The organism is Lactiplantibacillus sp. YT640, from assembly GCF_049745435.1.
Lineage (GTDB): Bacteria > Bacillota > Bacilli > Lactobacillales > Lactobacillaceae > Lactiplantibacillus > Lactiplantibacillus plantarum.
Map to the genome: position 1 here is coordinate 1 of NZ_JBMNVY010000026.1, position 22,834 is coordinate 22,834.

Here is a 22,834-nt window from a genome sequence, read left to right on the forward strand (position 1 = left end):
TATTTGGTTGGAATTAGCTACTACCATTGTAAGTGATTGCTTTGGGCTTTTTAATTTCTGTTCGGATTAATTATAGAATTTGCCAGTTAAATGAATATTTGGGTTATTCTTAGACTTCTTCCGACCTGAGATAGACGCACTGTTGCCAAGACTTTACAAAATTTTCTTGTTACACCCGGTCAACGCACTACCTCTCGGAGGGGTTTCTTAATTTCGTCAGTAATTCTGTGTATAGTCTTGGTTGAGTACAACAAATAGTGAAAGAAGTGACGTCTGATGATGATGTATCCGTATCTGAATTTAGGCCCCAGAGATGGCGTCTTGATAATTGCAGCTGCTATTATGTTAGCTTTAACGGTAGTTTTTAATTGGTCAGTCTGGGAACTTTTGTTTGCTGTTGTGGCAGTCGTAATTGCGTTCTTAGCAGGAAGCATGAAACCGTCTAAGAAGAACGTGCTTGCTTTTTTGAAAAAATAGTTTGAATTGGGGTAGCATACCTGAATTCTTCAAACACGTCTTTAACCAGCAAAGTTTAAGGACATCATTGATAAGATAGCCGAGTTGGTTCTCTGTCAATTGATGTTGCGAATAGTGCTACGGGTGCTTAGTCAAACAATGGCGAGCACCTTTTTCAATTCGAATTGTTCAATAGCCCATGATTAAAATACAAATAAAGATATCTGTCGCCAGTAATCACGTATTTAGTTAATTACCAACAACAGTTATTTCAGAGCCAATATAAAAACACTCGCGACCAGTCAGTGGTTGCGAGCGTTTTGTTTGATGAGCAAAATTATAAGTGTTGATTGACTTTCACGTCAGCTAAGTCTTGCGCATAATCGACGACGCGAATTTGATCGCCATTGATGTCGATGCGAGTGACGCTCCCGTTTTTGGGGCCGTTCGTGATGTCGATTTCAGGAGCAAAATGTGCGACCATACTGCGGATTGTCGTGCCGTGGGTAACCACGAGGACTTTTTGATGGTGATCGTGGTGAGCTTTCAAGTAGTCAAAGCCCTGGTTGATCCGTTCCCAGTACATCGAGTTGTCTTCAGCTTCATGCCAAGGGTCGATTTCACGCATCAGGTCGCGAGTCTGATCGATAGGCACGTGTTCAAGAAGTTCGTGCATGCTGGTGACCCCGTATTGGCGGCCAACTAGTGACCAGGTCCGACTTGAATCGTCACCTTCGAAATAACCATAGAAAACTTCACGAAAGTTCATCAGTGTTTTAAAGGGCTGGGCGGTGGCACCCGCCGCTTGTCGAATGAGCTGAGCGGTGTCGATTGCCCGCTTAGAATCACTGCTGTAGTAGTAGTCAAAAGCCGTGTTCGCTAGTGCTTGACCGACCTTGGTTGCGGTGGCTTGTCCGTATTCAGTTAACGGCGAGTCAGACCAGCCTTGCATGCGATTATATAAGTTGAAAAAAGTCTGTCCGTGTCGAACAAAGTAAATTGAAAATTGAGCCATGTGTTTCTCCTTATTTAGTCGAGATGGTCTTTGCGGCCAAAGTAGTCTAACGTCACATCGTTGTCGCTAATTGTGAATTTCGTGACGCTCCCATTTTGGGGCCGTGCTGGTGAGGTCAGTGCGGCAAAACGAGCAGCAATACTGTAAATCGTATTGCCGTGGCTGACGACCAAAACTTTGTCCCCGTCGTGATGGTGAGCACGTAACGTATCGAGACCGCCATTGACCCGTTGCCAGAATTCGGCGTTATTTTCGGCGCGATGGAACGGGTCAGCTTCTTTACAGAAATCTTTGGCTTTTTCGATGCCGTATTGTTCAATAATTGCGGACAAACTAGGTGCTTGATGGGGCGCACCAACCATGAACCAGGTCTGCGACGTATCATCACCTTCAAAATAGCCATAAAAGGCTTCACGGAAGGCAGCCATTGGTTGAACCGTCAAATCGGTATTGCCACTGGCAGGAAGAATTAATTCTGCGGTGCGCATTGCCCGCGTCATGTCACTGGCGTAAACGGCATCGAAATCAATACCGTTGAGCATTTTACCTGCATTGCGAGCGTCCTGTTCGCCGACAGCTGTGAGGGGGGAATCACACCAGCCCTGCATTCGGCGGTACTTGTTAAAGTAAGTTTGACCATGACGAATCATGTAAACGGAAAAAGTTGCCATTATTTACTCCTCTACTTGGTGTTCAAAACTAAGCCATAATGTGTTTAGTTTACCATAAAATGCACTGCGATTAATTAGCAGTTGCTAAGGCTTGTCGAATCTGAGCGGCCGTTTGCTTATTCCCGGTAAAGATTAAGCGGTCACCGTACATAATCGTCGTATTTCCATTGGGCGCGATCAGTTTCCGATTACGTATGACTTGACTAATGGTAATATCCTGAGCAAACTGTAAGTTCTTAATTTGAACATCAGTATAGAGATGGTTGAGGACCCGGACTTCGTAGATGCTGTTTTCAGTATCATTGAGCAATAGCAAGGTTGACGGTGATTCAATTAAGGCGCGCAGTAAAGTAATGTTGGCCTCTGGTGTATTGTAGACTTCGACGCCTAGCTCTCGGAGTTCATCTTCATGTTCGTTGAGCACATTGCGGTCTTCAAACCGAACGATGATCCGCCGTACACCGTATGCTTTGGCGGCTTTAGCAAGCTCGTAGTTACGTTCGGCATCAATATGGCCGAGTACCAAAATATCCGTGTCAAAGACGCCGTGATCCTGTAAGTCCTGGGCTGTGAAGTTTTCCATTAAGGTCACTGGCACTTGCGCGTGGTAGGTTTGATAATTCTCAGGATGATTCGTGTACATTGACACGTCGTACCAGCCTTTTCGTAGCTGTTGTGCAACGGGTACGGTGCTTAAGTTAGCGCCGATAAAGTGGACCGCTGTTTTGACCAGGTCTTCTTTTTCAGCTGAATAAAACTTGTTAAAAATCAGGGGTGAGATGACACAAGTGAGTAGCGCTGCGAGTAAGAAAGCGCCGGACTGGTCACTAGTAATTGTCTTCATTGACTTGGCAACTCGAAGAACGGCTAATACCATTGTCATTGTCGTTGCAGTCAGCGCGGTACCGGCTAAAGCATTGGCTTGCTTGAACCGTAACTTTAGGACCCAGTAGCCGCCAATCTTGGCAACCATGTATGCTAAGAAAAATAGTGGAATTAATAGTAAGGTTTTGCCACTTGTTAATAAGGTCCGTAAGTTCAAATCGACGCCAGTCGTAATGAAGAAAATCGGGATGAAGAAGCCGTAACCAATAGCATCCAAGCGTTCGCGGGTCGTTTCACTAGGGTTCAAGAGTTTCAAGACGATTCCGGCCACAAAAGCGCCCAGGATGTTTTCAGCACCGACGGATTCGGCCACCGTGACCATCGTTACAATCAAGAAGAAGGCTAACCGAATATCTAGTTGTGTCGTCGATTTGTTAATATTTTGATAGAAGCGGAAGAATGGTTTGAACCGTAAGAGTAATAGTGCGGCAACGGCTAAAATGAGTAATAGTAACCAGAGACTTTGTGAGTTACTGCCGTAGACGGATGCATAGAGCGTCAGTCCCATCATCGGTACAAGTTCACCAAAGACCGAGATGAGCAGAATCGTTTGTCCGAAAGCCTTACTAAGCAATTCCTGTTCTTTTAAAGCTGCAATTACAATACCAAGTGAAATCGTGCCAAATAAAATCGCGGCAAGCCAGAAATCACTGAAGAGGCCGCTGACTTTAAAAGCAGCGGCGAGTAACAGCGATAGAACAATAATTGTGCTGTAGGCGTACACCGAAAGTCGAACTGGCGAATATTTCGGTGTGTTGACCGCGTTTTTTTGTTCTAAAGGTGTTAACGCCGTGAGCCGCTTCTTAAATAGGCTAAAGTCAATTTCAAGTCCACTTAAGAACAGCAGGACGATGACGCCAATCGTTGAGAGTTGTGAGATAAGGTCAGAGGTGTTCACAAAGTTAAACACGCTGGGGCCAATTACGATACCGACAATGATTTCCATGACGGCCGTTGGCAAACTGTTGATTTTGAATTTAGCCATGATAAGCGGAATTAATAATGCGGCTAATAAAATAATGACTAAGGAAACTTGATCCATGAATAAATACCTCGATTCGTTTTAGTACACACGGAGCTGATCATCATCAAAGCCCCAGAAAGCTTCGCTAGCATGTGCATCGGTGAAAACTTTCAGGATTTGGTCGACACCAGGGGCTAATTTGTCAGGCGTCAGTTGGCTCAATGGTTGCCAACTAATGGCCCCCTCGTATGAGCCGGCTAGCAAATCACCGTGATAGTGACTAGTGGTGTATAAGGTACCAAGCGACACGTCGCCGTCCGCATTTTCGACCCACGTTACGGTGCCAACTAATTTTAATTGATCGACGTGCAAGCCGGTTTCTTCTAATACTTCACGCTTCATCGCGGTTACTTGTGATTCACCGCGATCAACATGGCCGCCAGGAAAAGTTAACCCCGACCACTGTGCGTCAATCTTATTTTCAACCAGGACATCGCCGGTCGCTGGATTGGTGATAAGGCACATGTTGACGAGTTCTGCACGGACGGTCCGGTCGTGGTGTTCATGCTGATCCTTAGTGGCTAACCAGTCTTGGGCCTTGTCATTGATGCTTGCCATGAATGCTACTTTCATTTGTAGGTAGGCTGCGAGATCGGCTTGTCCATTGCGCACACCTTTTTCGCGAATGGCAGTATACTTGCGGCCGTCTGTCCGGTGCGCATTGAGATAATCCCGGAAAGTGAGCAATTGCTGATAATGCTGTTCATCAGTTGTAATGATCACGTGGATGTCGTTAGCAGCTAATTGCGTCGCGTAAGTATGCGTCGTTCCAGCGACCGGTCGTGCGTGTAACGTAGCTACGGCAGCCGCCTGATCTTTAACAAGCAACGCCAAGTCAATTGTTGGACGCGCTAATAATTGGGGCATGGCCGTACTACCCACGTGACTACTTTTTAATAGATTCGCCTGTAATTGCTGGCGTAACAAGGTTTGATACTCGGTTGCTTGCTTTTGCCAGTCAGATTGATAGGCAGTTAATTGAATTGGTTGCATAGAATCCCTCCACTCGAATAAGTCATTGAAAGGATACACTTTTTGAGTGGTTTTGAAAAGGAAAGATATGCCTTTCAAAGCGAGAAGCAATAAAAAAACACGATTGCAGATCAACCGTGTTGTGTGTGGCGCTTATTTGAGATTGAGTGTTGTCCGTTGTCGCCAGGTCTTAATCAGCGCAACCACTGTGGCTGGAATGAGCGCGGCGGCCATAATTCCTAGAAAACAGAGCGAGAGGTGGTTTTGTACGAAGCTGATCGAGCCAAAGAAGTAACCGAGTGAACAGCCGACACTGACCCAGATACCAACGCCAACTAAGTTCCAGATAGCGAAGGTCGGTTGCGGCATTTTAGCGGCCCCGGCACTCAGCGGGACAAAGGTCCGCACGAGTGGAACAAAGCGGCCAAACATGACAGCTTTCGCGCCATACTTAGCAAAAAATTGTTGTGCGCGTTGTTGCTTGGATTGGGGGAGGTGGCATTGCAACCACGGTAAGCGAATCAGATGGCGGCCAATTTCGAAATTGACAGTGTCGCCAATTACAGCAGCCACAAAGAATACTGGCACCAGAATCTGAATACTGAGGGCGTCGCTGTGAGTTGCAGCCATCGTGCTGGTGAGAAAGATCAATGATTCGCCGGGAAGAAATGGGAAAACGACCATGCCCGTTTCAAGAAAGATAACGGCGAATAATAAGATGTAAGACCAACTACCAAGCGTAGTTAATAGTGGGACGATACTTTGTTCTAAATGGGTTAAAATGGCTATTAAATTGACCAACGGCGCCACCTCCAATTTAAGTTGCATTTATTATAAGCGTCTGCGGGTTGAAAAACATATGTAACCGATTACATTTCTTCCAGTTTAACACAATCGTAACTTTGATAGACCAATGTTCAAACAAATTTACATAAAAAATCAAAAACTGGCGGCTGCCATGGGTTATTAATTGAGTCGGGCCGCCGATAGTGATAAAATTATTGTTCGATATTTAGGAATGGAGGGCGTTCAATGGCTAAGTCAATTAAAGCTGCAGAACAGGAACACTTAGATCATGTGGTTGCGAAAATTAAGGTGGCTGAAGAGCAACAAAGCCAAACCATTACGCGCTCGGAAAAAGATCAGGCCGATATTAAACGTGACTTGCTGAATAACATCAATATAAAAACGGATAGTTACGAAGGCATGATGGAGACCGGATTATCCGTGCGGCAGCAACAACAGATGATGGATGAGCGGCAGAATAGTTGGAAGCACGCGACTAAGCAATTATCGACGTTAAAAAAGTTGGAAAAGAATGCTTATTTTGCGCGGATCGATTTTCATGAGACTGGTGAGCCTAAGCCTGAGACGATTTATATCGGACTCAGTTCATTTTCTGACACGCCGGATCACTTTTTGATCTACGACTGGCGAGCGCCTATTTCCAGTATTTATTATGACGGTGGGTTAGGGCACGTGACGTACCAGACTCCGGATGGTGAACAGACCGTTAATGTGAAGTTGAAGCGGCAGTTGATGGTTGAGAATGGCCAGATCGTGACAGTCTACGATACTGATGAAGCCGTTGGTGACTCGATGTTACTAGAAGTGTTGGATGAAAAGTCCGATGTGAAGATGAAGAGTATCGTGACGACGATTCAAAAGGAACAAAATACCATTATTCGGGATACGAGTTCTGACCTCCTGTTTGTGCAGGGGGCGGCCGGTTCCGGGAAGACCTCGTCCGTTTTACAACGGGTCGCATACTTGTTGTATCGTTACCGGGGTAATTTGACGGCCGGACAAGTCATCTTGTTCTCACCAAATCAACTCTTTAATGATTATATTAACCAAGTATTGCCCGAACTGGGTGAACAAAACATGGTTCAGATGACTTATTTCCAATACGCATCGTACCGGTTACCACACATGCAAGTTGAAACTTTACAGCAGCGGTTTGAAACTGAAAATACACCGCAGATGGCAAAGATTACGAAGTTGGAAGGTAGCCTCGCATTTTTCAACGCGGTTACAACGTATGGCCGACATTTGGAACAAGCGGACATGCGTTTCCGTAACATTACGTTGAACGATGAAGTGATTATTTCCCGGGAAAAGATTAAATCGATTTACTACTCTTTCAACGAAAACTACCACTTAGCGAACCGGTTATCAGCAACTAAGGAAGAATTAATCAAGATTTTGAATCGCAAGGTTGAATCGGAGATGCGTTCCAAGTGGGTCGAAGAAGCGGTTCAAGACTTATCACGCGAAGAGATCAATCAATTATATGGCAATCAGCCGCGGGAATTTAAGAATGGCGATAAAGAGTTTAAATTCTTAGCACGTAAAATTGTGATGCAACGCTTAGGAAAAGCCCGGACGCAAATCGTGCGTAACCGTTTCTTGAGCATCAACATGCAGTACGCGCATTTCTTACGCGAAGTACCGAAGATCATCAAGTTGGCTGATCACGGTATCTCAGCTGCTGACTGGGATGCTACGGTTGAACGGAAACTAGCCGAGATTAAGGAACGTCATATCTCGTTAACAACGGTCTCAGCTTACATGTACCTGCATGACTTAATGACCGGAAAGCACGGGCAGCGTGACATCCGGTTTGTCTTCTTGGATGAGATTCAAGATTACAACGCCTTTCAGCTAGCGTTCCTGAAGTTTAGCTTCCCTCAAGCCCGCTTCACAATGCTCGGTGACTTGAACCAGGCGATTTTTACCAAGGAAAACAGCCATTCGCTGATCAATGAATTGGCCACATTATTTGACCCTGAAAAGACGCGGGTCGTGCAATTGACTAAATCGTACCGGTCAACGCAACAGATTACTGATTTCACCAAGGAAATTTTAGTCAATGGTGAAGCCGTCACGGCTTTTGATCGTCAGGGCGACTTGCCAAATGTCGTTGTGACGCCTAACTTTGAAGCAGGGGTTGATCAAGTCGTTGATCAGCTAGCGATGAACGATTCTGAACGTGATACGACGGCAATTATCGGGAAATCCTTAGCAGAATGCGAGGCGCTCACGAAGGCCCTGAAAGCTCGTGGTGAGCAGGTCACGTTGATTCAAACTGAAAATCAACGCTTGGCTCCTGGTGTCATTGTAGTCCCGTCTTTCTTAGCAAAAGGGTTGGAGTTTGACGCGGTCATCGTGTGGAACGCTAATCAGGAAAATTACCAACGTGAAGATGAACGGCAACTATTATATACAATCTGTTCACGGGCCATGCACGAGCTAACGCTAGTCGCGGTGGGTAGCTTGTCACCGTTACTAGCGCGGGTGAACCACGCCTTGTATACATTAAATGAAGCAAAAGTTTAAGTCAGTTTAAGACAGTGAGTACCGCTCCATTCACCTGGAGTGGTACTTTTTTTAGTTTTACTTGTGAAGGAAATCTTAAGGTGCGTCAGGATGATCAGTAGTGGAACAGTTGGGGACTTGTGTCGGAATAACTAAGAAAACGCTATCATAACGATGGAATAAGCGTTAAAATTAACTCATCAAGTGCAGTAGTCGGTGAGAGACAATGGCCTTAATGCTGACTAGGCACACAATATCGTGAAAATACTAACAACTAGTTAGAACGGTTGTTAGTGACCTGAGGAGGAAACGACGATGTCAATCACTGAAATGTTAGGTATTCAATATCCCATTTTTTCTGGTGCCATGATGCGAATTGCGACCCATGAATTAGTCGGGGCGGTTTCGGAAGCTGGGGGACTCGGTGTTTTAGGTTCAGCGGGGTTATCTGCCGAACAGTTGCGAGCAGAGATCCAAGAGACCCGCAAGCTGACGGATAAGCCGTTTGGTGTCAATTTAATGTTACAGATGAAGAACTGTCCAGAACTGGCCCAAGTCATCATTGATGAGGGGGTCAAGGTCGTGACGACTGGTGCGGGTAACCCGACTTCATATATTCCGCCGTTACACGCGGCCGGTATTAAAGTGATCCCAGTGATTGCTTCGGTCCACCATGCCCATAAGATGGTGGCGGCCGGTGCAGATGCGTTGGTTGCTGAAGGTCAAGAATCAGGCGGACATATCGGTCAAACGTCAACGATGGCATTATTACCTCAAGTCGTGGACGCTGTTGATATTCCGGTGATTGGTGCTGGTGGTGTCGGTGATGGTCGCTCGATTGCGGCGATGTTTGCGCTGGGCGCCCAGGGTGTGCAGTGTGGCACGATCTTTTTGACAGCTGAGGAGTGCCCGGTTCCAGCTAGTTATAAGCAACGGGTATTGGCTGCCAGTGACACGGATACAATCGTGACTGGCCGCAGCCAGCGCGATCCGGTACGGGCGCTAGTTAACCCGATGTTGGCGCAATACTTGCAATTGGAGCAAACTAACGCGCCGGTAGCAGAATTACACGCGTTAGCGGACGGTTCATTTGCGAAAGCCGTTGAAGATGGCGATATGGAACATGGTACGCCCATGGCTGGCGAAGTGGCGGGGATGATGACGACAATTCGGCCAGTCAAGGAAATTATTACGACGTTATTTGGTCAGGCTCGTGAGGTCGCGGCACAACTGAAAATCGAATAAGATACAGTAGCATAGCTCGGTACTAGGTCAGCGTTAACTAGTATCGAGCTATTAATGGTTATTGGCTATCAATTAGGAATCCGGTTAATTTGAATTTTAATCAGCGTTTGATAAGGGTTTCATGTTATAATCAACCCATTAATTTAGTAATGGTGGCAGACAGAAATCATGGAAGATCAGATGAACTATTATCGCTTCTCACGTGAACAGTGGAAGCAATTTTATCGTAACAATCAGCATCAAGTACCATTGACCGCAGCCAATTTGCACGAAATTGAGGCGTTTAATGACCGGATTAGTCTCGACGATGTCCGTGATATTTATATGCCGTTTGCGCATTTGTTGCAGGCCAAGTATGAACACTACTTGTCATGGCGGGAAACGGAGTCCGTTTTTTTACACCGCCAGAACCGCCAATCACCCTTTATTATTGGAGTGTCTGGAAGTGTGGCAGTTGGCAAGACCACCACAGCACGGTTATTAGAGATTCTATTTAAATATTTATATCCAGACCGGCGGACGCAATTGATTACGACGGATGGTTTCTTATACCCGAATGCCGAGCTCAAAAAGATGCAATTGATGGAACGTAAAGGGTTTCCGGAAAGCTATGATATGACGCGGCTGATCCAATTCTTGAACGATGTGAAGAGCGGAAAGCCGTTAGCGAAGGCCCCGGTATACTCTCATCAGACTTATGATATTGTGCCAAACCGCTTTGACGTGATCACGCATCCTGACATTTTGATTATTGAAGGGATTAACGTGTTGCAATTGCCAAGCAATCAGGCGATCTACATTAGTGATTTTACGGACTTCTCAGTGTATGTGGATGCGGATGCCGATTTAATTGAAGATTGGTACTTAGAACGCTTCAAGGCCCTGATGAAAACGGCTTTCCAGGATCCGACGAATTATTTCTATCCTTGGGCGATCGGTGATCCGAAGGACGCGATGGCGATGGCCGAGCGTGTTTGGGAAGAGGTTAACTTGAAAAACTTGAATGATTATATCTTGCCAACCCGTAATCGTGCGGATTTAATTTTGCACAAAGTTGCGCATCATGTGATTGATGCCGTGTATTTCCGCAAATATTAGCACCTAAGAAATTTCTCATACTGGTTGACCGAACGTTTAGAAATCAGTATGATAGACCTATTGAGCATTAATTAATCCAAAGGAGTGAACAACTTGGCAAAAACGGATACCGCGTCTTTCGATTCCATTTTGGTATTGGATTTCGGTAGTCAGTATAATCAATTGATTACCCGGCGCATTCGTGATTTCGGCGTTTATTCGGAACTACTTCCGAACACGATCACCGCTGAAGAAATCAAGGCCCGTCACCCGAAAGGTATTATCTTTTCTGGTGGCCCCAACAGTGTTTACGATGATGGCGCCTTTCGGGTTGACCCGGAGATTTTCAAGTTGGGCTTACCAATCTTGGGGATTTGTTACGGCATGCAACTGATGACCTACACGCTTGCGGGCGGGAAGGTCGAATCAGCTGATAACCGTGAATACGGCAAGGCGAACATTGACGTGACGAGTGACTCGGCGACCCTATTTAAGAACACGCCAGCTGAGCAGTCAGTGTGGATGAGTCATGGTGACTTGGTTACTCAGGCACCTGATGGTTTTGACGTGGTGGCCACTTCTAAGAACTGCCCGATTGCGGCAATTCAAGATGTTGACCGGAAGTTATATGGGATTCAATTCCATGCTGAAGTTCGGAATACGGACTACGGTAATGATATTTTACGGCACTTTGCTTTTGACGTTTGCCAAGCTGAAGCTAACTGGTCAATGGATGACTTCATTGATATGCAGATTGAAAAGATCCGCGCTGAAGTTGGCGACAAAAAGGTCTTACTGGGACTTTCCGGTGGGGTTGATTCCAGTGTCGTCGGTGTGTTATTGCACAAGGCCATTGGAACGCAATTAACAAGTATTTTCGTTGACCACGGTTTGTTGCGGAAGGGCGAAGCCGATCAAGTCATGGCGAGCCTGGAAGGTAAGTTCGGCTTGAACATCATTAAAGTTGATGCTAAGGATCGATTCTTAAGCAAGCTGGCTGGTGTCAGTGATCCTGAACGGAAACGTAAGATCATTGGTAACGAATTTATCCAAGTGTTTGATGAAGAAGCCACGAAGTTAAACGGGATGGAATTCCTCGCACAGGGGACTCTCTACACCGATGTGATTGAAAGTGGGACTTCAACGGCCCAAACAATCAAGTCACATCATAATGTTGGTGGTTTGCCAGAAGACATGCAGTTCAAGTTGATTGAACCGCTACGGACGTTATTTAAGGACGAAGCACGGGAACTCGGTGAAAAGTTAGGGATGCCGTCTGACCTTGTTTGGCGTCAACCATTCCCAGGCCCTGGTCTCGGAATTCGGGTTATTGGTGAGATTACGGAAGATAAGTTAGAAATCGTGCGCGATAGTGACTTTATCTTACGTGATGAAATCAAAAAAGCCGGCTTGGACCGTGAAATCTGGCAATACTTCACCGTATTACCAGGCATCAAGTCAGTCGGTGTCATGGGTGACGGCCGGACCTACGATTACACCGTTGGTATTCGGGCCGTAACATCAATCGACGGTATGACCGCCGACTTTGCACGTATTCCATGGGATGTCTTACAAAAGATCTCAGTGCGGATCGTCAATGAAGTCGATCACGTTAACCGCATCGTGTACGATGTTACGAGTAAGCCACCTTCGACAATTGAATGGGAATAGAAAATTATATAAAATGAAATCGTAATATTGATTTAACAGTATTTGTGAGCTTATAAAATGGATGAATTGGTGGCGAATCTGAAAGATTTCCTATCAACAGTCTCACTAAGAATCGTGGAAGTCTTCAGTCACTTGGAAGTGATTGAGGATCTCCACGATTTTTTTTTAGAATTCGTTCCTTGTGCATTCACAGAATGTTGCGGATAATGTAATAAGGGAAAGTGTATCAAGTACAGGGTGGAGGAACCGACATGGCAATTACCGAATATGAAGATCAAATCCAATCAATCATTAACGAACCAAATCACGAAGAGTTCGTCTATGATTTTTTAAGTGTGTATGAAAAAATCCCCAAGGCAACGATTACTAAGTTGAGAAAGGGCTTGAATAACCTATCAAAGGAACCGGGTGAAGTTTATTTAAAGAATAAGCTTTACTTCAAGCAGACTGATTCAAATTTAATGCAGGCGTATGTGGATGTTCAGGCCCGCGTAAATGAGTTGGGAACAAAACCGCGATTCGTCATCGTCACTGATTACAAGCAGCTACTGGCTAAAGATACAAAGACCGACGACACCTTGGATATCGAGTTTTCAAAATTACCTCAAAAGTTTGAGTTCTTCTTGGCGTGGAACGGAATTGAGAAGGCTGATTTTGACAAAGAAAATCCTGCTGATGTTCGTGCTGCCGAACGTTTTGCTAAGCTCTACGACGTTGTAGTTAAGGATAATCCGGATGCGTCGCGTAAAGGACTAAACCTGTTCTTAATTCGTGTGCTGTTCTGCTTGTTTGCGGAAGATACTAACATTTTTGTGGACAATTTATTTACTAATCGAGTTAAGCAGATGACCCAAGAAGATGGGAGTGACTTTGATGCGTTTGTTAGTCAGTTATTTGGTGTGCTTGATTTTGAAAAATCGCAACGTCCGGCCGACACACCATCGTGGCTTAATGATTTTCCATATGTTGATGGTGACCTATTTAAAAATCCTCACGAATCCTTGGAGTTTAGTTCTAAGTCTCGAAAATTAATCATTGATGCTGGTGAATTGCTGAATTGGAATCAAGTGAATCCGGACATCCTCGGATCCATGATTCAGGCTGTTGCCAGTGAAGACAGCCGCAGTCACCTCGGTATGCACTATACGTCAGTTCCGAACATCATGAAGGTGATTAAACCGCTTTTTCTGGATGGACTTCGCGATGATTTTGAAGCAGCCAAAGGTAATGAGGATAAGCTTCAGAAGCTGTATAACCGCATTGGTAATATCAAATTTATGGATCCGGCTTGTGGGTCAGGTAATTTCTTGATTATCACGTACAAAGAATTGCGACAGCTTGAAATTGATATTTTGAAAGAGTTAAACAACCTTGGCGTTGCCACAATGTACGTACCGTCTGTGACTTTAAATCAGTTTTACGGGATTGAAATTGAAGACTTTGCGTGCGATGTAACGCGTCTCTCCTTATGGATTGCTGAACATCAAATGAATGTCAAACTTCATGACGAGGTTAGTGATGCCGTTCGTCCAACGTTGCCTCTTCAACATGCAGGGGCAATCATAAATGGTAATGCGTTGCATTTAGACTGGAATGATATCATGCCTCACAGCGAGGGTGATGAATCATATTTGTTCGGGAATCCTCCTTACCTCGGATCGTCAATGCAAAATAACAGTCAGAAGAACGACCTTACTGAATTGTTAAAGGATACAATTCCGTCGTACTCTAGTTTGGATTACATTTCAGGTTGGTTCTTTCTTGCTGCAAATTATATCGTAGATAGTCGTAGCGCTTTTGCATTTGTTACCACTAACTCAATTAGTCAGGGTGAACAAGTAGCACCTTTATGGGGATACTTATTGTCTAGGGTAACGATTAGTTTTGCATATCAATCATTTCCTTGGAAAAATAACGCTAAGAAAAATGCAGGAGTGATAGTCGCAATTATCGGTTTGATTTCAAAAAAAAGTGCTTCTTTGAGCCGTGCCGACAAGCATATTATAGATTCAAGTGGTTTTGCTCAGGTAGTCCGAAACATCAGTCCATATCTGATTGAGGGATCTGATTTATTTGTTACGAAACAGGCTAGTTCTATTAATGGGCTTCCAGAGATGGTGAAGGGTAGTCAACCTACGGATGGTGGTGGGCTTATTTTCACACGTGATGAACGTGAAGAGGCAGTATCTGAGTTTCCGGAACTCTCTCACTATATCAAGCCGTTTATTGGTTCAAAAGAATATATGAGTGGTCAACCAAGATTTGTACTCTGGGTTGATAAGACACAATTTGAATTAATTGGCAACATTCCCATTATTAAAGAGAGAATCAATACTGTAATCAAGACTCGTCTTAAGAGCAAGAATAAGACCGTGAATGCCTTGGCAAAACTCCATACAAGTTCCAACATATTTCTTCTTATTTTGTTAATAATCATGATATAAAGAGTTCTCTATTGGTTCCAAGGGTCACTTCTCAAAACAGACTGTATATACCTATGGGAATTGTTGATGAGCAAACCATTATCTCTGACAATGCAATGTTTGTTTACAACGCACCTTTATGGTTATTAGGATTGCTTGAATCCAGAATGCATATGGATTGGATGCGAGCAGTGAGTGGCCGACTTAAGAACGATTACCGCTATTCGGCCGGTCTATCGTACAATACATTTCCAGTTCCCCCCCTTTCGAAACGGCGAAAGAACGAGATTGAAACAATTGTTTTTGATATTTTAGATATTCGAGAAGAGGAACCGGGGAATATAGCCGAGCTTTATGGATCACCTCTCGCAGAAAAGAATCCCAAGCCCATGAATGCACACTTACTTGCAGCTCATCGGGAGCTTGATGAAGTGATTGATCGTGCATATAAGCCGGACGGTTTCAAAGATGATTCACAACGCTTGTCGTGGTTACTTAAAATGTACGAAGAGAAGGTGCAGTCACTTGGAGAATAAGAATGTTGTTGATGTGAAATACCATCGAACGGGTCAGAGTACCAATACAAATGATTTGGGCATGCGGGAAATGCAGGCGCGCGTCTATGAGCATCGCAATTCGCAGTATCTGCTCGTTAAAGCACCGCCCGCATCTGGCAAGTCCCGCGCATTGATGTTTGTCGCGTTGGATAAGTTGGCTAATCAGGGTGTCAATAAGGTTGTTGTGGCCGTTCCCGAACGTTCAATTGGGAAGTCATTTCAGAATACTGAACTGGCGAAGTACGGCTTTTACGAGGACTGGCGGATTGACTCTCAGTATGATCTGACGTTACCCGGTGGCAACGATAGCAAGGTGCAGAAGTTTGTGGACTTTATCAATTCGCCGACCGGAAAGATTTTGATTTGTACACACGCGACGTTGCGCTTTGCTTACGACAAGATTGATGATGATCATAAATTTGATGACGTGATGTTGGCAATTGATGAATTCCATCATGTCTCGTCTGATGACAGCTCAGTGCTTGGAACGGCTTTGAAAAATATCACGCATAATTCTACCACACATATACTGGCGATGACGGGGTCTTATTTCCGTGGAGATTCCGCGCCAATTTTATCGCCGGAAGATGAGCAGCAGTTCGATAAGGTCAATTATACCTACTACGAGCAACTGGATGGCTACAAGTATCTAAAGTCGTTCGGTATTGACTACAAGTTTTATCAAGGGGCGTATTTGTCCGCACTGGATCAAGCACTTGATGTGACTAAGAAGACGATTATTCATATTCCCAGTGTGAACTCTAGTGAATCAACCAAAGATAAGCTTAACGAAGTAGACGCAATTTTTGATGCAATTGGTGAAGTTGTTGATCAGGATAATGTTACAGGAATTTACTCAATCAAGAGTAAGGCTGACGACCGAATGCTCAAAGTTGCTGACTTGGTGACTGAAGAAGGGCGCGACCGGATTCAGGATTATCTGCGTGAGCAGGTCAATAGCGTGGATGACCTAGATATTTTGATTGCTCTTGGAATGGCTAAAGAAGGCTTTGATTGGCCGTGGGCAGAGCAAGCGTTGACCATTGGTTATCGTCGGTCTCTGACGGAGATCGTGCAGATTATTGGCCGGGTTACGCGTGATAGTTCAAATAAGACGCATGCACAATTTACCAATATGATTGAACAACCCGATGCTAAAGATGGTGAGGTTCAATATGCGGTCAATTCAATCCTGAAAGCAATTACTGCCTCGTTGTTGATGGAACAAGTCTTGGCTCCGGAGATTCATCTTAAAGCGCGTAAGCATAAGAAAGACAAGTCGTCGAGTAATGGCGGGGACATATTTGTCCGTGGCCTGAAAGATCCGTCAACTAAGCACGTTAAGAGCATCATTGAGAATGACATGCCTGATTTGAAGGCCGCAATTTTGCAAGATGATACGGTCAAGAATGGTATTGCGGCAAACGTTGATCCTGAGACCATGAATAAGGTTCTCATTCCCAAGGTGATTATGCAGCGGTATCCAAACTTGAATAATGATGAAGTCGAAGAAGTACGTCAATATGCCGTGGCCGATACTGTGCTTCGACATGCTGTGGTTGACACCACGACGGATAGTAGGGGGAATACGAACGAATTCTTGCGTATGGCGGATAAGTTCATCAACGTGAATGACTTGGACATTAATCTGATTGACTCAATCAATCCATTTCAGAGAGCCTACGATGTGCTGTCTCGTAACATTGATAGCGACGTGTTGCGTGTTATTCAGCGCTCGATCGATGCGAAAAAATTTAATTTTGATCAGGCTGAGTTGGTGTACTTGTATAACGAATCTAAGCAATTTGTTGCCGAAAATGGGCGCAAACCAGACAAAAACTCAAAAGACGAACTGGAAGTTAAGATGGCCTATGCCTTAGCCCAGCTACAAGACCTAAAGGCAAGGAGGGCACAGAATGGCGGACAATAACTTAATCAGATCACTGGACGATATTTTTAACGATCCTGACGTTGATGATATGTTGCAAGCTCCGGTTAAGCACAAGTCAGTGACGTATGATCTTGAGGTGACAGGATTTCAAGAAATCAATGACTGGGTGAGTGACCATGATGGTCAGGAACCCCAGAAGCTTCGTGATCCGTCCCAGATGAAGCAGCGTAAGCTTGCTAGTCGATTGAAAGGTATTCGCGATAGTACTGAACGTCGTGACCATCTTGCTCCGTACGATACGTTTGGTTTATTACGTGATGGATCGGAGACAGAAAAGTTGGAAGACGTGATCAAGCAGGAAAAGACTGATTTTTCCTCACTGGATGATATTTTAGATGATGATTCGGTCTTATTTGCGGGTACGCAACCGAAAGAATTAGATAGCAAGTTGTTTGATACTAAAATTTACAAGGATATTCAGCGTGAACAAGAAAACAGACCAGAGGTAGTATCGCAACGAAAGGCGATGGCGAATTTTGGCGAATTTGAACCAATGTTTAAGAAAGTTCAAGCTGAAATCGCATCGGGTAAGCGTCAGCTGAGGCCATTCAAGAACTACGAAATTCTTCGCCACCACTTCTATGTGTTGAAAGGTCAGTTGCTCTACGTTGACGAAGTTGGGGCGGAAATTGAGCTTAACGACAACAGTAATCGGAAGACAGACGCAAGGCTGCATGTGGTTTACGATAATGGCACCGACAATCATCCGCTACGTAATGGCCTAGCCGCTTCGTTGTACGGTCGTCAAGGTCGGGTTGTATCCGAACCAGATGAAAACTTTGCGCTTGAAATTGATGACCAAATTACCGGCTTTATTTACGTGCTCAAATCCTTGAGCACCAATGAACAGGTTGTGCGAATCCAAGACGAGCATCCACTGTACAAAGTTGGGTTTACGGTTGGATCAATACAGAAGCGTATTGCGAATGCTGAGAACGAATCAACCTATTTATATGCACCGGTTGAGTTGGTTGAAGAAATGAAAGTCGTCAACTTGAATGCGGAGGCACTTGAGACAGCGCTGCATCATGCAATGGCTGAGTATCAGTTAGATATTGATATCACGGCTGCTAACGGACGCTTAATCCATCCGCGTGAATGGTTTGTTGTTGACTTAACCACTATTGAGGAAATTGCCGCAAATATAATCTCAAAACTGAGAATGCAAGATTGAGACGTTGTTGATTGTCTAATCAAGAGATGAAAGCAAGAGTGTGAAGTTGAAAAAAAGTCTTAACGGCCAGATTAGAAGATTGGGTCGTGATTTAAAGAAATAGATAAAATCGTGAAGGACGTCAATTGGAATACTGCATGAAGTCCGATTGAATTTCCAGTGGGGTCTGAGTTCCCTAAATCGGGTGTAACCGTTCAAAGCGTGTACAACAATGTTCATATCACGGGAGATATTAGCCACGCACAAATTGGCGGCAGGGGTAATGTGCAGCTTAATATTGGTGAAAGTGATGTGGTTGGTTCTGCTTGAAGAAATTCAGGAGTATGCTGGCGGATTACAAGAATTAGATCGCGCCTCATTGGTGCAAGTATTAGAGAAATCGCAGAGCCAAGGTAAGGTTGAATCAAGCGAAAGCCAGTCGTTTCTTGAAAGCCCCCTTGCTGGCAGTGGAGGATGACGCAGTGATCACGTGGTCTGCCACCGACTATATTTTGGGTCTCTGTCAACCGGTGTTGATGAGAACTATTTCAGGGATTCAATTCATTTACGAATTGGATTCCTTTTTTTGAGCTTCCGGTTAACACCTTCAATTGGCTCGTTTGAGAGCTGTCCAGCGGTCATGTTTTTAATCAACTGTTTGTTATGAATAGAGGTTTTGATGTTGATCATAAGTTGAGAGCTGACATTCTCGACTCGGCTAAGATCGGCGATAAAAGCACGGTAGTCAAGGGCTTGAAAGGCTTTGACTAGTTCGTGAGCCGTGAGGTAGGTCTGCGCAAATTGCTCATTCAAATTCAAGCCTTCTTGGGTCAAACAGTCTTTAAGGTGGCTAAACCATTGTGGATTAATCTTTTTAAGGTAAGATCGTCCATTAAATATAAGCGCCAATAATGCTTGAGTGGCTTTATTCACGGGTACGGTCCTTGAATTGCTTCATCAATTGGACTCGGATCTGATTGAGTGAGCACAAGGTCATTTGAACGAGATGAAAATTATCGGCTACGAGTTTGGTATGGGGAAAGAACCACCGAATAATGGTGTTGGTTGAAACATTGTACTGGGCCGCAATACTGCTCATCATTGGAACTTCAGTTAGCAAGAGATCGATAGCGTGCAGACTGTTTTCAGAAATCTGATGCTGTCGTTTGATCAGTGGAGTTGTTGCTAATACGGCTTTCCCGCATGCTTTACAGAGAAAACGTTGTTAGAATGGTGGTCAGTTCACTGACTCATGGTAGGCGAACATTAACTTTTTTAAAGCCATTCTTAAGCATTGTTTTTTAGTCACAACGTGGGCAAGCCGATGCGGCATATGAGAGCTGACTACTAATTCTTAGGACATCGTTATCGGGAGCATACTCAATTAGATGGGCAATGTTTTGGCCTTTAATTTGTAGTAATACTCGGGTCAAATGGTCTTGAGGCATCATTTTCAATCGGTTTTGGTAGTAGCACAAGACGGTATGTCTAGAGATGTTTTTTGGGCGCCTATTGTTATTTTCTTTTCCTGTTAGAAATAGTAGAGGGTTCAATGGTTAGTTATCACTTATTAATCTGAATTGTATCTTTTATATCGCACAGTGCTTTGGGATAATATTGATTTGTGAATTATAATAAAGAAGAACATAATATATTATATACTCGTAATAAAAATCTAAAAAACTGTCTTTTGCGACAAAAATTCAAGGTGGAAAAATTGGTAAAGTCAACAGTACAAGAAATAGTTAATTATTGGTATAACAATAGTTTTGAATGGGCTCGGTATGCTTTTTTATCCTTGCACGCAAATGGCAATTTCAATGAAGTTGCTAAAAATTGTGTAGACATGGTGAGAAAAAATGAAGGTTTTCCCGCGGAATGGCCTGAACTTCCAACATTGGTGTCACCAACGATTAAAGGGGGGACGATGTGTTTAAAGTCAATTAGTGAGATTTCAAATATTGGAGCCATCTCTGATGATTCAAAATTAATGTTCACGCAAAAAAACAACGAAATTGCTAGAGAAATGGTCATATACGGGCAAAATGGTTCTGGAAAATCTACGTATGTAAATTTATTAAAATCATTTTTGAATTCTGAAAATTCTCGTCCTGTATTAACAAATGTATTTCTACCACAGGGAAGTCAAAAAAAATCTGCAAAGGTAACATATTTAATTAATAATAAAGAGTATAGCTCACAATGGAACGATGAAAAATTGAAATATAACATTCCAAGAGTTAATATTTTTGATGAATTCTCAGTCTCCGAATACGCTGACACTGATTCTGAATTTGAATTTCAACCATCACTTTTAAAAATTTTTTCGCAAATTTCACAAATTGCTGATCAAATTCGTGAAGTTCTATCAGTCGAAAAGGATGATATTGTTACAAATCGACCGAGTATTCCCGTAGATTTAGATGACACATCTGTAGTATCTTCTATCAAGGAGGCTAATTCAGAGAACTCTATAGATGATTTAAAAAAGATCGCAGATAGTATGCAATGGCTTGAATCTGATACTGAGCAGTTACAAGCATATAATCAGGCTGTTAATACAAAAAATGTTGTTCAAGAGATTCAAAATAAACAAAATCAATTAAAGACGGTTAAAACTTTTGTATCTAAAATTGATCAAATTTTAGATACATTCTCAACTCAAAACTTAGACCAGATTAAAATGGATATTGATAATTTAGTAGCTAGTAAACGTTCTGTTGAACAATTGGCAAATAAGGATTTTTCAAATCAAAAGTTGAAAGATGTAGGCGGTCAAAGTTGGCGATTAATGTGGGAGGCTGCGCGTAAATATGCTGAGAAAGCATATGAAGGTGGGACTTTCCCTGTGTCTTCTCGTTTTAACCGATGTTTGCTGTGTCAACAACCGCTTTCTGACGAGGCACAGTCCCGGTTAATATCTTTTGAAGAGTTTGTTTCGTGTGAGCTGGAAAGCAAGGTCGATGAATCGACACAGAAATTACTTTTTGATTCAAAAGAACTTAAGCAGTTGCGATTTGATGATCTTGTTACTCTTTTTGAACAAGTAAAACCGTTCTTAAATTATACAGGCCCCACAGTGAATCTAGATGTTTTTGAACCATATAGTAATATTCAACATTCTATTGAAAACCTTGAGTGTTGGAAGAAATTTGATGTGACTGAGCTTACTTCAGTAGAGCAAGCGATTAGACAAGCTGGAAATACAATTTTTCTAAATATAAAATCTCTCAAAGAAACTAGAGAAAATATGAATGCAGTGCAGATAAAACTTAGAAATCTTGAGGCCAAAAAATGGGTTGTGGAACATCCGGAATATATTCAATCGATTATAAGTGAACTGAGTATTAATAGTACCATTCGTACTGCTACAAATACCAAGGTGTTTTCAGATTTGCAACACAGTTTATCGGATATTCTATTGACGAAGCGCTATATTCAAACATTTAATGATTATCTTCATGAATTAGGGGCGGAAAACTTGAGTGTTGCAATTAAAACGAGGGGGAGTAAGGGGAGGACTAAATTTCGTGTTGTTTTAAATGATACTTCACAGAGCGCAAAAATTAATCAGATCTTAAGCGACGGTCAACAGGCAATCGTTGCACTGGCTGCTTTTTTGGCAGAACTTGAGATATCAGATTGGAACTACCCCGCAATATTTGATGATCCAGTTACCTCATTGGATCAGGAGTTTGAATTAAAAGTGGCGTACGTTTTAACAGAGTTATCTCGGAAAAGACAGGTAATTATTTTTACGCATCGTTTGTCTTTAGCATATGAACTCCAAATGAAAGCAAAAGACATGACCGGTTTTGAAATAACAGGAATGAGACAAGAACCGGTTGGTTATTGTTCCACCGAGAGTTTGCCTTATCAAGCGCAACGGATGGACAAGGCTGTGCGCAAGTATCTGCAAGAACTGAAGACTGCCAAAAAAAGAATGAGTGAAAATAAGCCAGAAGAACACGATGCCATTGTGGAAGGACTAGTTAAGAAGATTAGAACTCTGGTAGAAAATAGTGTTGAAACAACATTATTAAACGGGGTGGTTAGACGATTTAATCGGGAAGTTCAAACAAAAAGATTGAGGTATATCGCTGTAATTTCCGATGATGATATTACACTTTTTAAGAAATGGATGACTACTTATTCTTTTCAAGATCATTCACAACCCAGTGAAGCACCTGTAAACTTACCAAGTGATGAAGTAATCAATGATGATCTCTCAGAAATGTTGGATTGGTATGATGATTTTACAAAACGACAAAAAAGTGTGGATTGAGTTATTTAAAAATGTAGAGCAGTTTTAGAGGTTGCTGTTTAAAAAGGGATATACTACCCTTTAGGTACATAGATTAAACAAAAAAATTTGTGTGTCTAAGGGATTTTTGTATACGCTCAAATAGAAAGTAC

14 protein-coding genes and 2 pseudogenes are annotated in these 22,834 nt (G+C 43.3%); 10 read left to right on the forward strand and 6 right to left on the reverse strand.

Going from position 1 to position 22,834, the window contains the following annotated elements:
- The first annotated feature begins 276 nt into the window (after window positions 1-276).
- Window positions 277-477, forward strand: coding sequence for a hypothetical protein (locus ACOV1R_RS12765; RefSeq protein WP_003641144.1), 201 nt, complete (start codon window positions 277-279; stop codon window positions 475-477).
- Window positions 478-793: 316 nt separating this feature from the next.
- Here ACOV1R_RS12765 and ACOV1R_RS12770 read toward each other — a convergent pair whose 3' ends face one another.
- The 5 genes from ACOV1R_RS12770 to ACOV1R_RS12790 all read right to left on the reverse strand — a co-directional run bounded on the left by ACOV1R_RS12770 (window position 794) and on the right by ACOV1R_RS12790 (window position 5,851).
- On the reverse strand, window positions 794-1,471 hold the full coding sequence (locus ACOV1R_RS12770) for a histidine phosphatase family protein (protein WP_003644030.1): 678 nt from the start codon (window positions 1,469-1,471) through the stop codon (window positions 794-796).
- A gap of 14 nt (window positions 1,472-1,485) precedes the next feature.
- On the reverse strand, window positions 1,486-2,142 hold the full coding sequence (locus tag ACOV1R_RS12775) for a histidine phosphatase family protein (RefSeq protein WP_003641146.1): 657 nt from the start codon (window positions 2,140-2,142) through the stop codon (window positions 1,486-1,488).
- Between the two features lie 70 nt (window positions 2,143-2,212).
- Window positions 2,213-4,069, reverse strand: a complete 1,857-nt coding sequence (locus ACOV1R_RS12780; protein WP_054518995.1) for a cation:proton antiporter family protein — start codon at window positions 4,067-4,069, stop codon at window positions 2,213-2,215.
- 21 nt (window positions 4,070-4,090) lie between these two features.
- A complete protein-coding gene (locus ACOV1R_RS12785) occupies window positions 4,091-5,044 on the reverse strand; it encodes a GrpB family protein (RefSeq protein ID WP_164906266.1) in 954 nt (317 codons plus the stop codon).
- Window positions 5,045-5,176: 132 nt separating this feature from the next.
- Window positions 5,177-5,851, reverse strand: a complete 675-nt coding sequence (locus ACOV1R_RS12790) for a DedA family protein (RefSeq protein ID WP_015379927.1) — start codon at window positions 5,849-5,851, stop codon at window positions 5,177-5,179.
- Between the two features lie 204 nt (window positions 5,852-6,055).
- Between ACOV1R_RS12790 and helD the strand changes: the two genes are divergently transcribed.
- The 8 genes and pseudogenes from helD (at window position 6,056) to ACOV1R_RS12830 (ending at window position 18,896) form a co-directional block, all read left to right on the forward strand.
- The gene (helD, locus tag ACOV1R_RS12795; protein ID WP_003641150.1) at window positions 6,056-8,362 is read left to right on the forward strand and encodes an RNA polymerase recycling motor HelD; all 2,307 of its coding nucleotides are present in this window, start codon (window positions 6,056-6,058) and stop codon (window positions 8,360-8,362) included.
- A 294-nt stretch (window positions 8,363-8,656) separates the two neighbouring features.
- Complete coding sequence (locus ACOV1R_RS12800) at window positions 8,657-9,586, forward strand: nitronate monooxygenase (RefSeq protein ID WP_021357168.1); 930 nt, start codon at window positions 8,657-8,659, stop codon at window positions 9,584-9,586.
- A gap of 168 nt (window positions 9,587-9,754) precedes the next feature.
- A complete protein-coding gene (coaA, locus tag ACOV1R_RS12805) occupies window positions 9,755-10,684 on the forward strand; it encodes a type I pantothenate kinase (RefSeq protein ID WP_003641152.1) in 930 nt (309 codons plus the stop codon).
- A 93-nt stretch (window positions 10,685-10,777) separates the two neighbouring features.
- Window positions 10,778-12,334 (forward strand): glutamine-hydrolyzing GMP synthase, encoded by a 1,557-nt coding sequence (guaA, locus tag ACOV1R_RS12810; RefSeq protein WP_003645774.1) that lies wholly within the window; start codon window positions 10,778-10,780, stop codon window positions 12,332-12,334.
- A 251-nt stretch (window positions 12,335-12,585) separates the two neighbouring features.
- Window positions 12,586-15,293, forward strand: a pseudogene (locus ACOV1R_RS12815) (class I SAM-dependent DNA methyltransferase).
- Window positions 15,283-17,244: a DEAD/DEAH box helicase gene (locus ACOV1R_RS12820; RefSeq protein ID WP_054518996.1), complete on the forward strand. Its 1,962-nt coding sequence runs from the start codon at window positions 15,283-15,285 to the stop codon at window positions 17,242-17,244. The pseudogene ACOV1R_RS12815 and the gene ACOV1R_RS12820 overlap by 11 nt, the downstream one beginning before the upstream one ends.
- Window positions 17,231-18,439, forward strand: a complete 1,209-nt coding sequence (locus ACOV1R_RS12825) for a GIY-YIG nuclease family protein (RefSeq protein ID WP_053267351.1) — start codon at window positions 17,231-17,233, stop codon at window positions 18,437-18,439. The genes ACOV1R_RS12820 and ACOV1R_RS12825 overlap by 14 nt, the downstream gene beginning before the upstream one ends.
- A 280-nt stretch (window positions 18,440-18,719) precedes the next feature.
- On the forward strand, window positions 18,720-18,896 hold the full coding sequence (locus tag ACOV1R_RS12830; RefSeq protein WP_154566824.1) for a hypothetical protein: 177 nt from the start codon (window positions 18,720-18,722) through the stop codon (window positions 18,894-18,896).
- A 104-nt stretch (window positions 18,897-19,000) separates the two neighbouring features.
- Here the strand turns inward: ACOV1R_RS12830 and ACOV1R_RS12835 are convergent.
- Window positions 19,001-19,866: pseudogene (locus ACOV1R_RS12835) on the reverse strand (transposase); the annotation flags it as partial.
- Window positions 19,867-20,042: 176 nt separating this feature from the next.
- Between ACOV1R_RS12835 and ACOV1R_RS12840 the strand changes: the two are divergent.
- Window positions 20,043-22,703, forward strand: a complete 2,661-nt coding sequence (locus tag ACOV1R_RS12840) for an AAA family ATPase (protein ID WP_128485069.1) — start codon at window positions 20,043-20,045, stop codon at window positions 22,701-22,703.
- Window positions 22,704-22,834 lie beyond the last annotated feature (131 nt).

Excerpts from the sequence above, each read along its gene's own strand:
- ACOV1R_RS12765 (WP_003641144.1), top strand. The coding sequence starts at position 277 with ATGATGATGTATCCGTATCTGAATTTAGGCCCCAGAGATGGCGTCTTG.
- ACOV1R_RS12770 (WP_003644030.1), bottom strand. The coding sequence starts at position 1,471 with ATGGCTCAATTTTCAATTTACTTTGTTCGACACGGACAGACTTTTTTC.
- ACOV1R_RS12775 (WP_003641146.1), bottom strand. The coding sequence starts at position 2,142 with ATGGCAACTTTTTCCGTTTACATGATTCGTCATGGTCAAACTTACTTT.
- ACOV1R_RS12780 (WP_054518995.1), bottom strand. The coding sequence starts at position 4,069 with ATGGATCAAGTTTCCTTAGTCATTATTTTATTAGCCGCATTATTAATT.
- ACOV1R_RS12785 (WP_164906266.1), bottom strand. The coding sequence starts at position 5,044 with ATGCAACCAATTCAATTAACTGCCTATCAATCTGACTGGCAAAAGCAA.
- ACOV1R_RS12790 (WP_015379927.1), bottom strand. The coding sequence starts at position 5,851 with ATGCAACTTAAATTGGAGGTGGCGCCGTTGGTCAATTTAATAGCCATT.
- helD (WP_003641150.1), top strand. The coding sequence starts at position 6,056 with ATGGCTAAGTCAATTAAAGCTGCAGAACAGGAACACTTAGATCATGTG.
- ACOV1R_RS12800 (WP_021357168.1), top strand. The coding sequence starts at position 8,657 with ATGTCAATCACTGAAATGTTAGGTATTCAATATCCCATTTTTTCTGGT.
- coaA (WP_003641152.1), top strand. The coding sequence starts at position 9,755 with ATGGAAGATCAGATGAACTATTATCGCTTCTCACGTGAACAGTGGAAG.
- ACOV1R_RS12825 (WP_053267351.1), top strand. The coding sequence starts at position 17,231 with ATGGCGGACAATAACTTAATCAGATCACTGGACGATATTTTTAACGAT.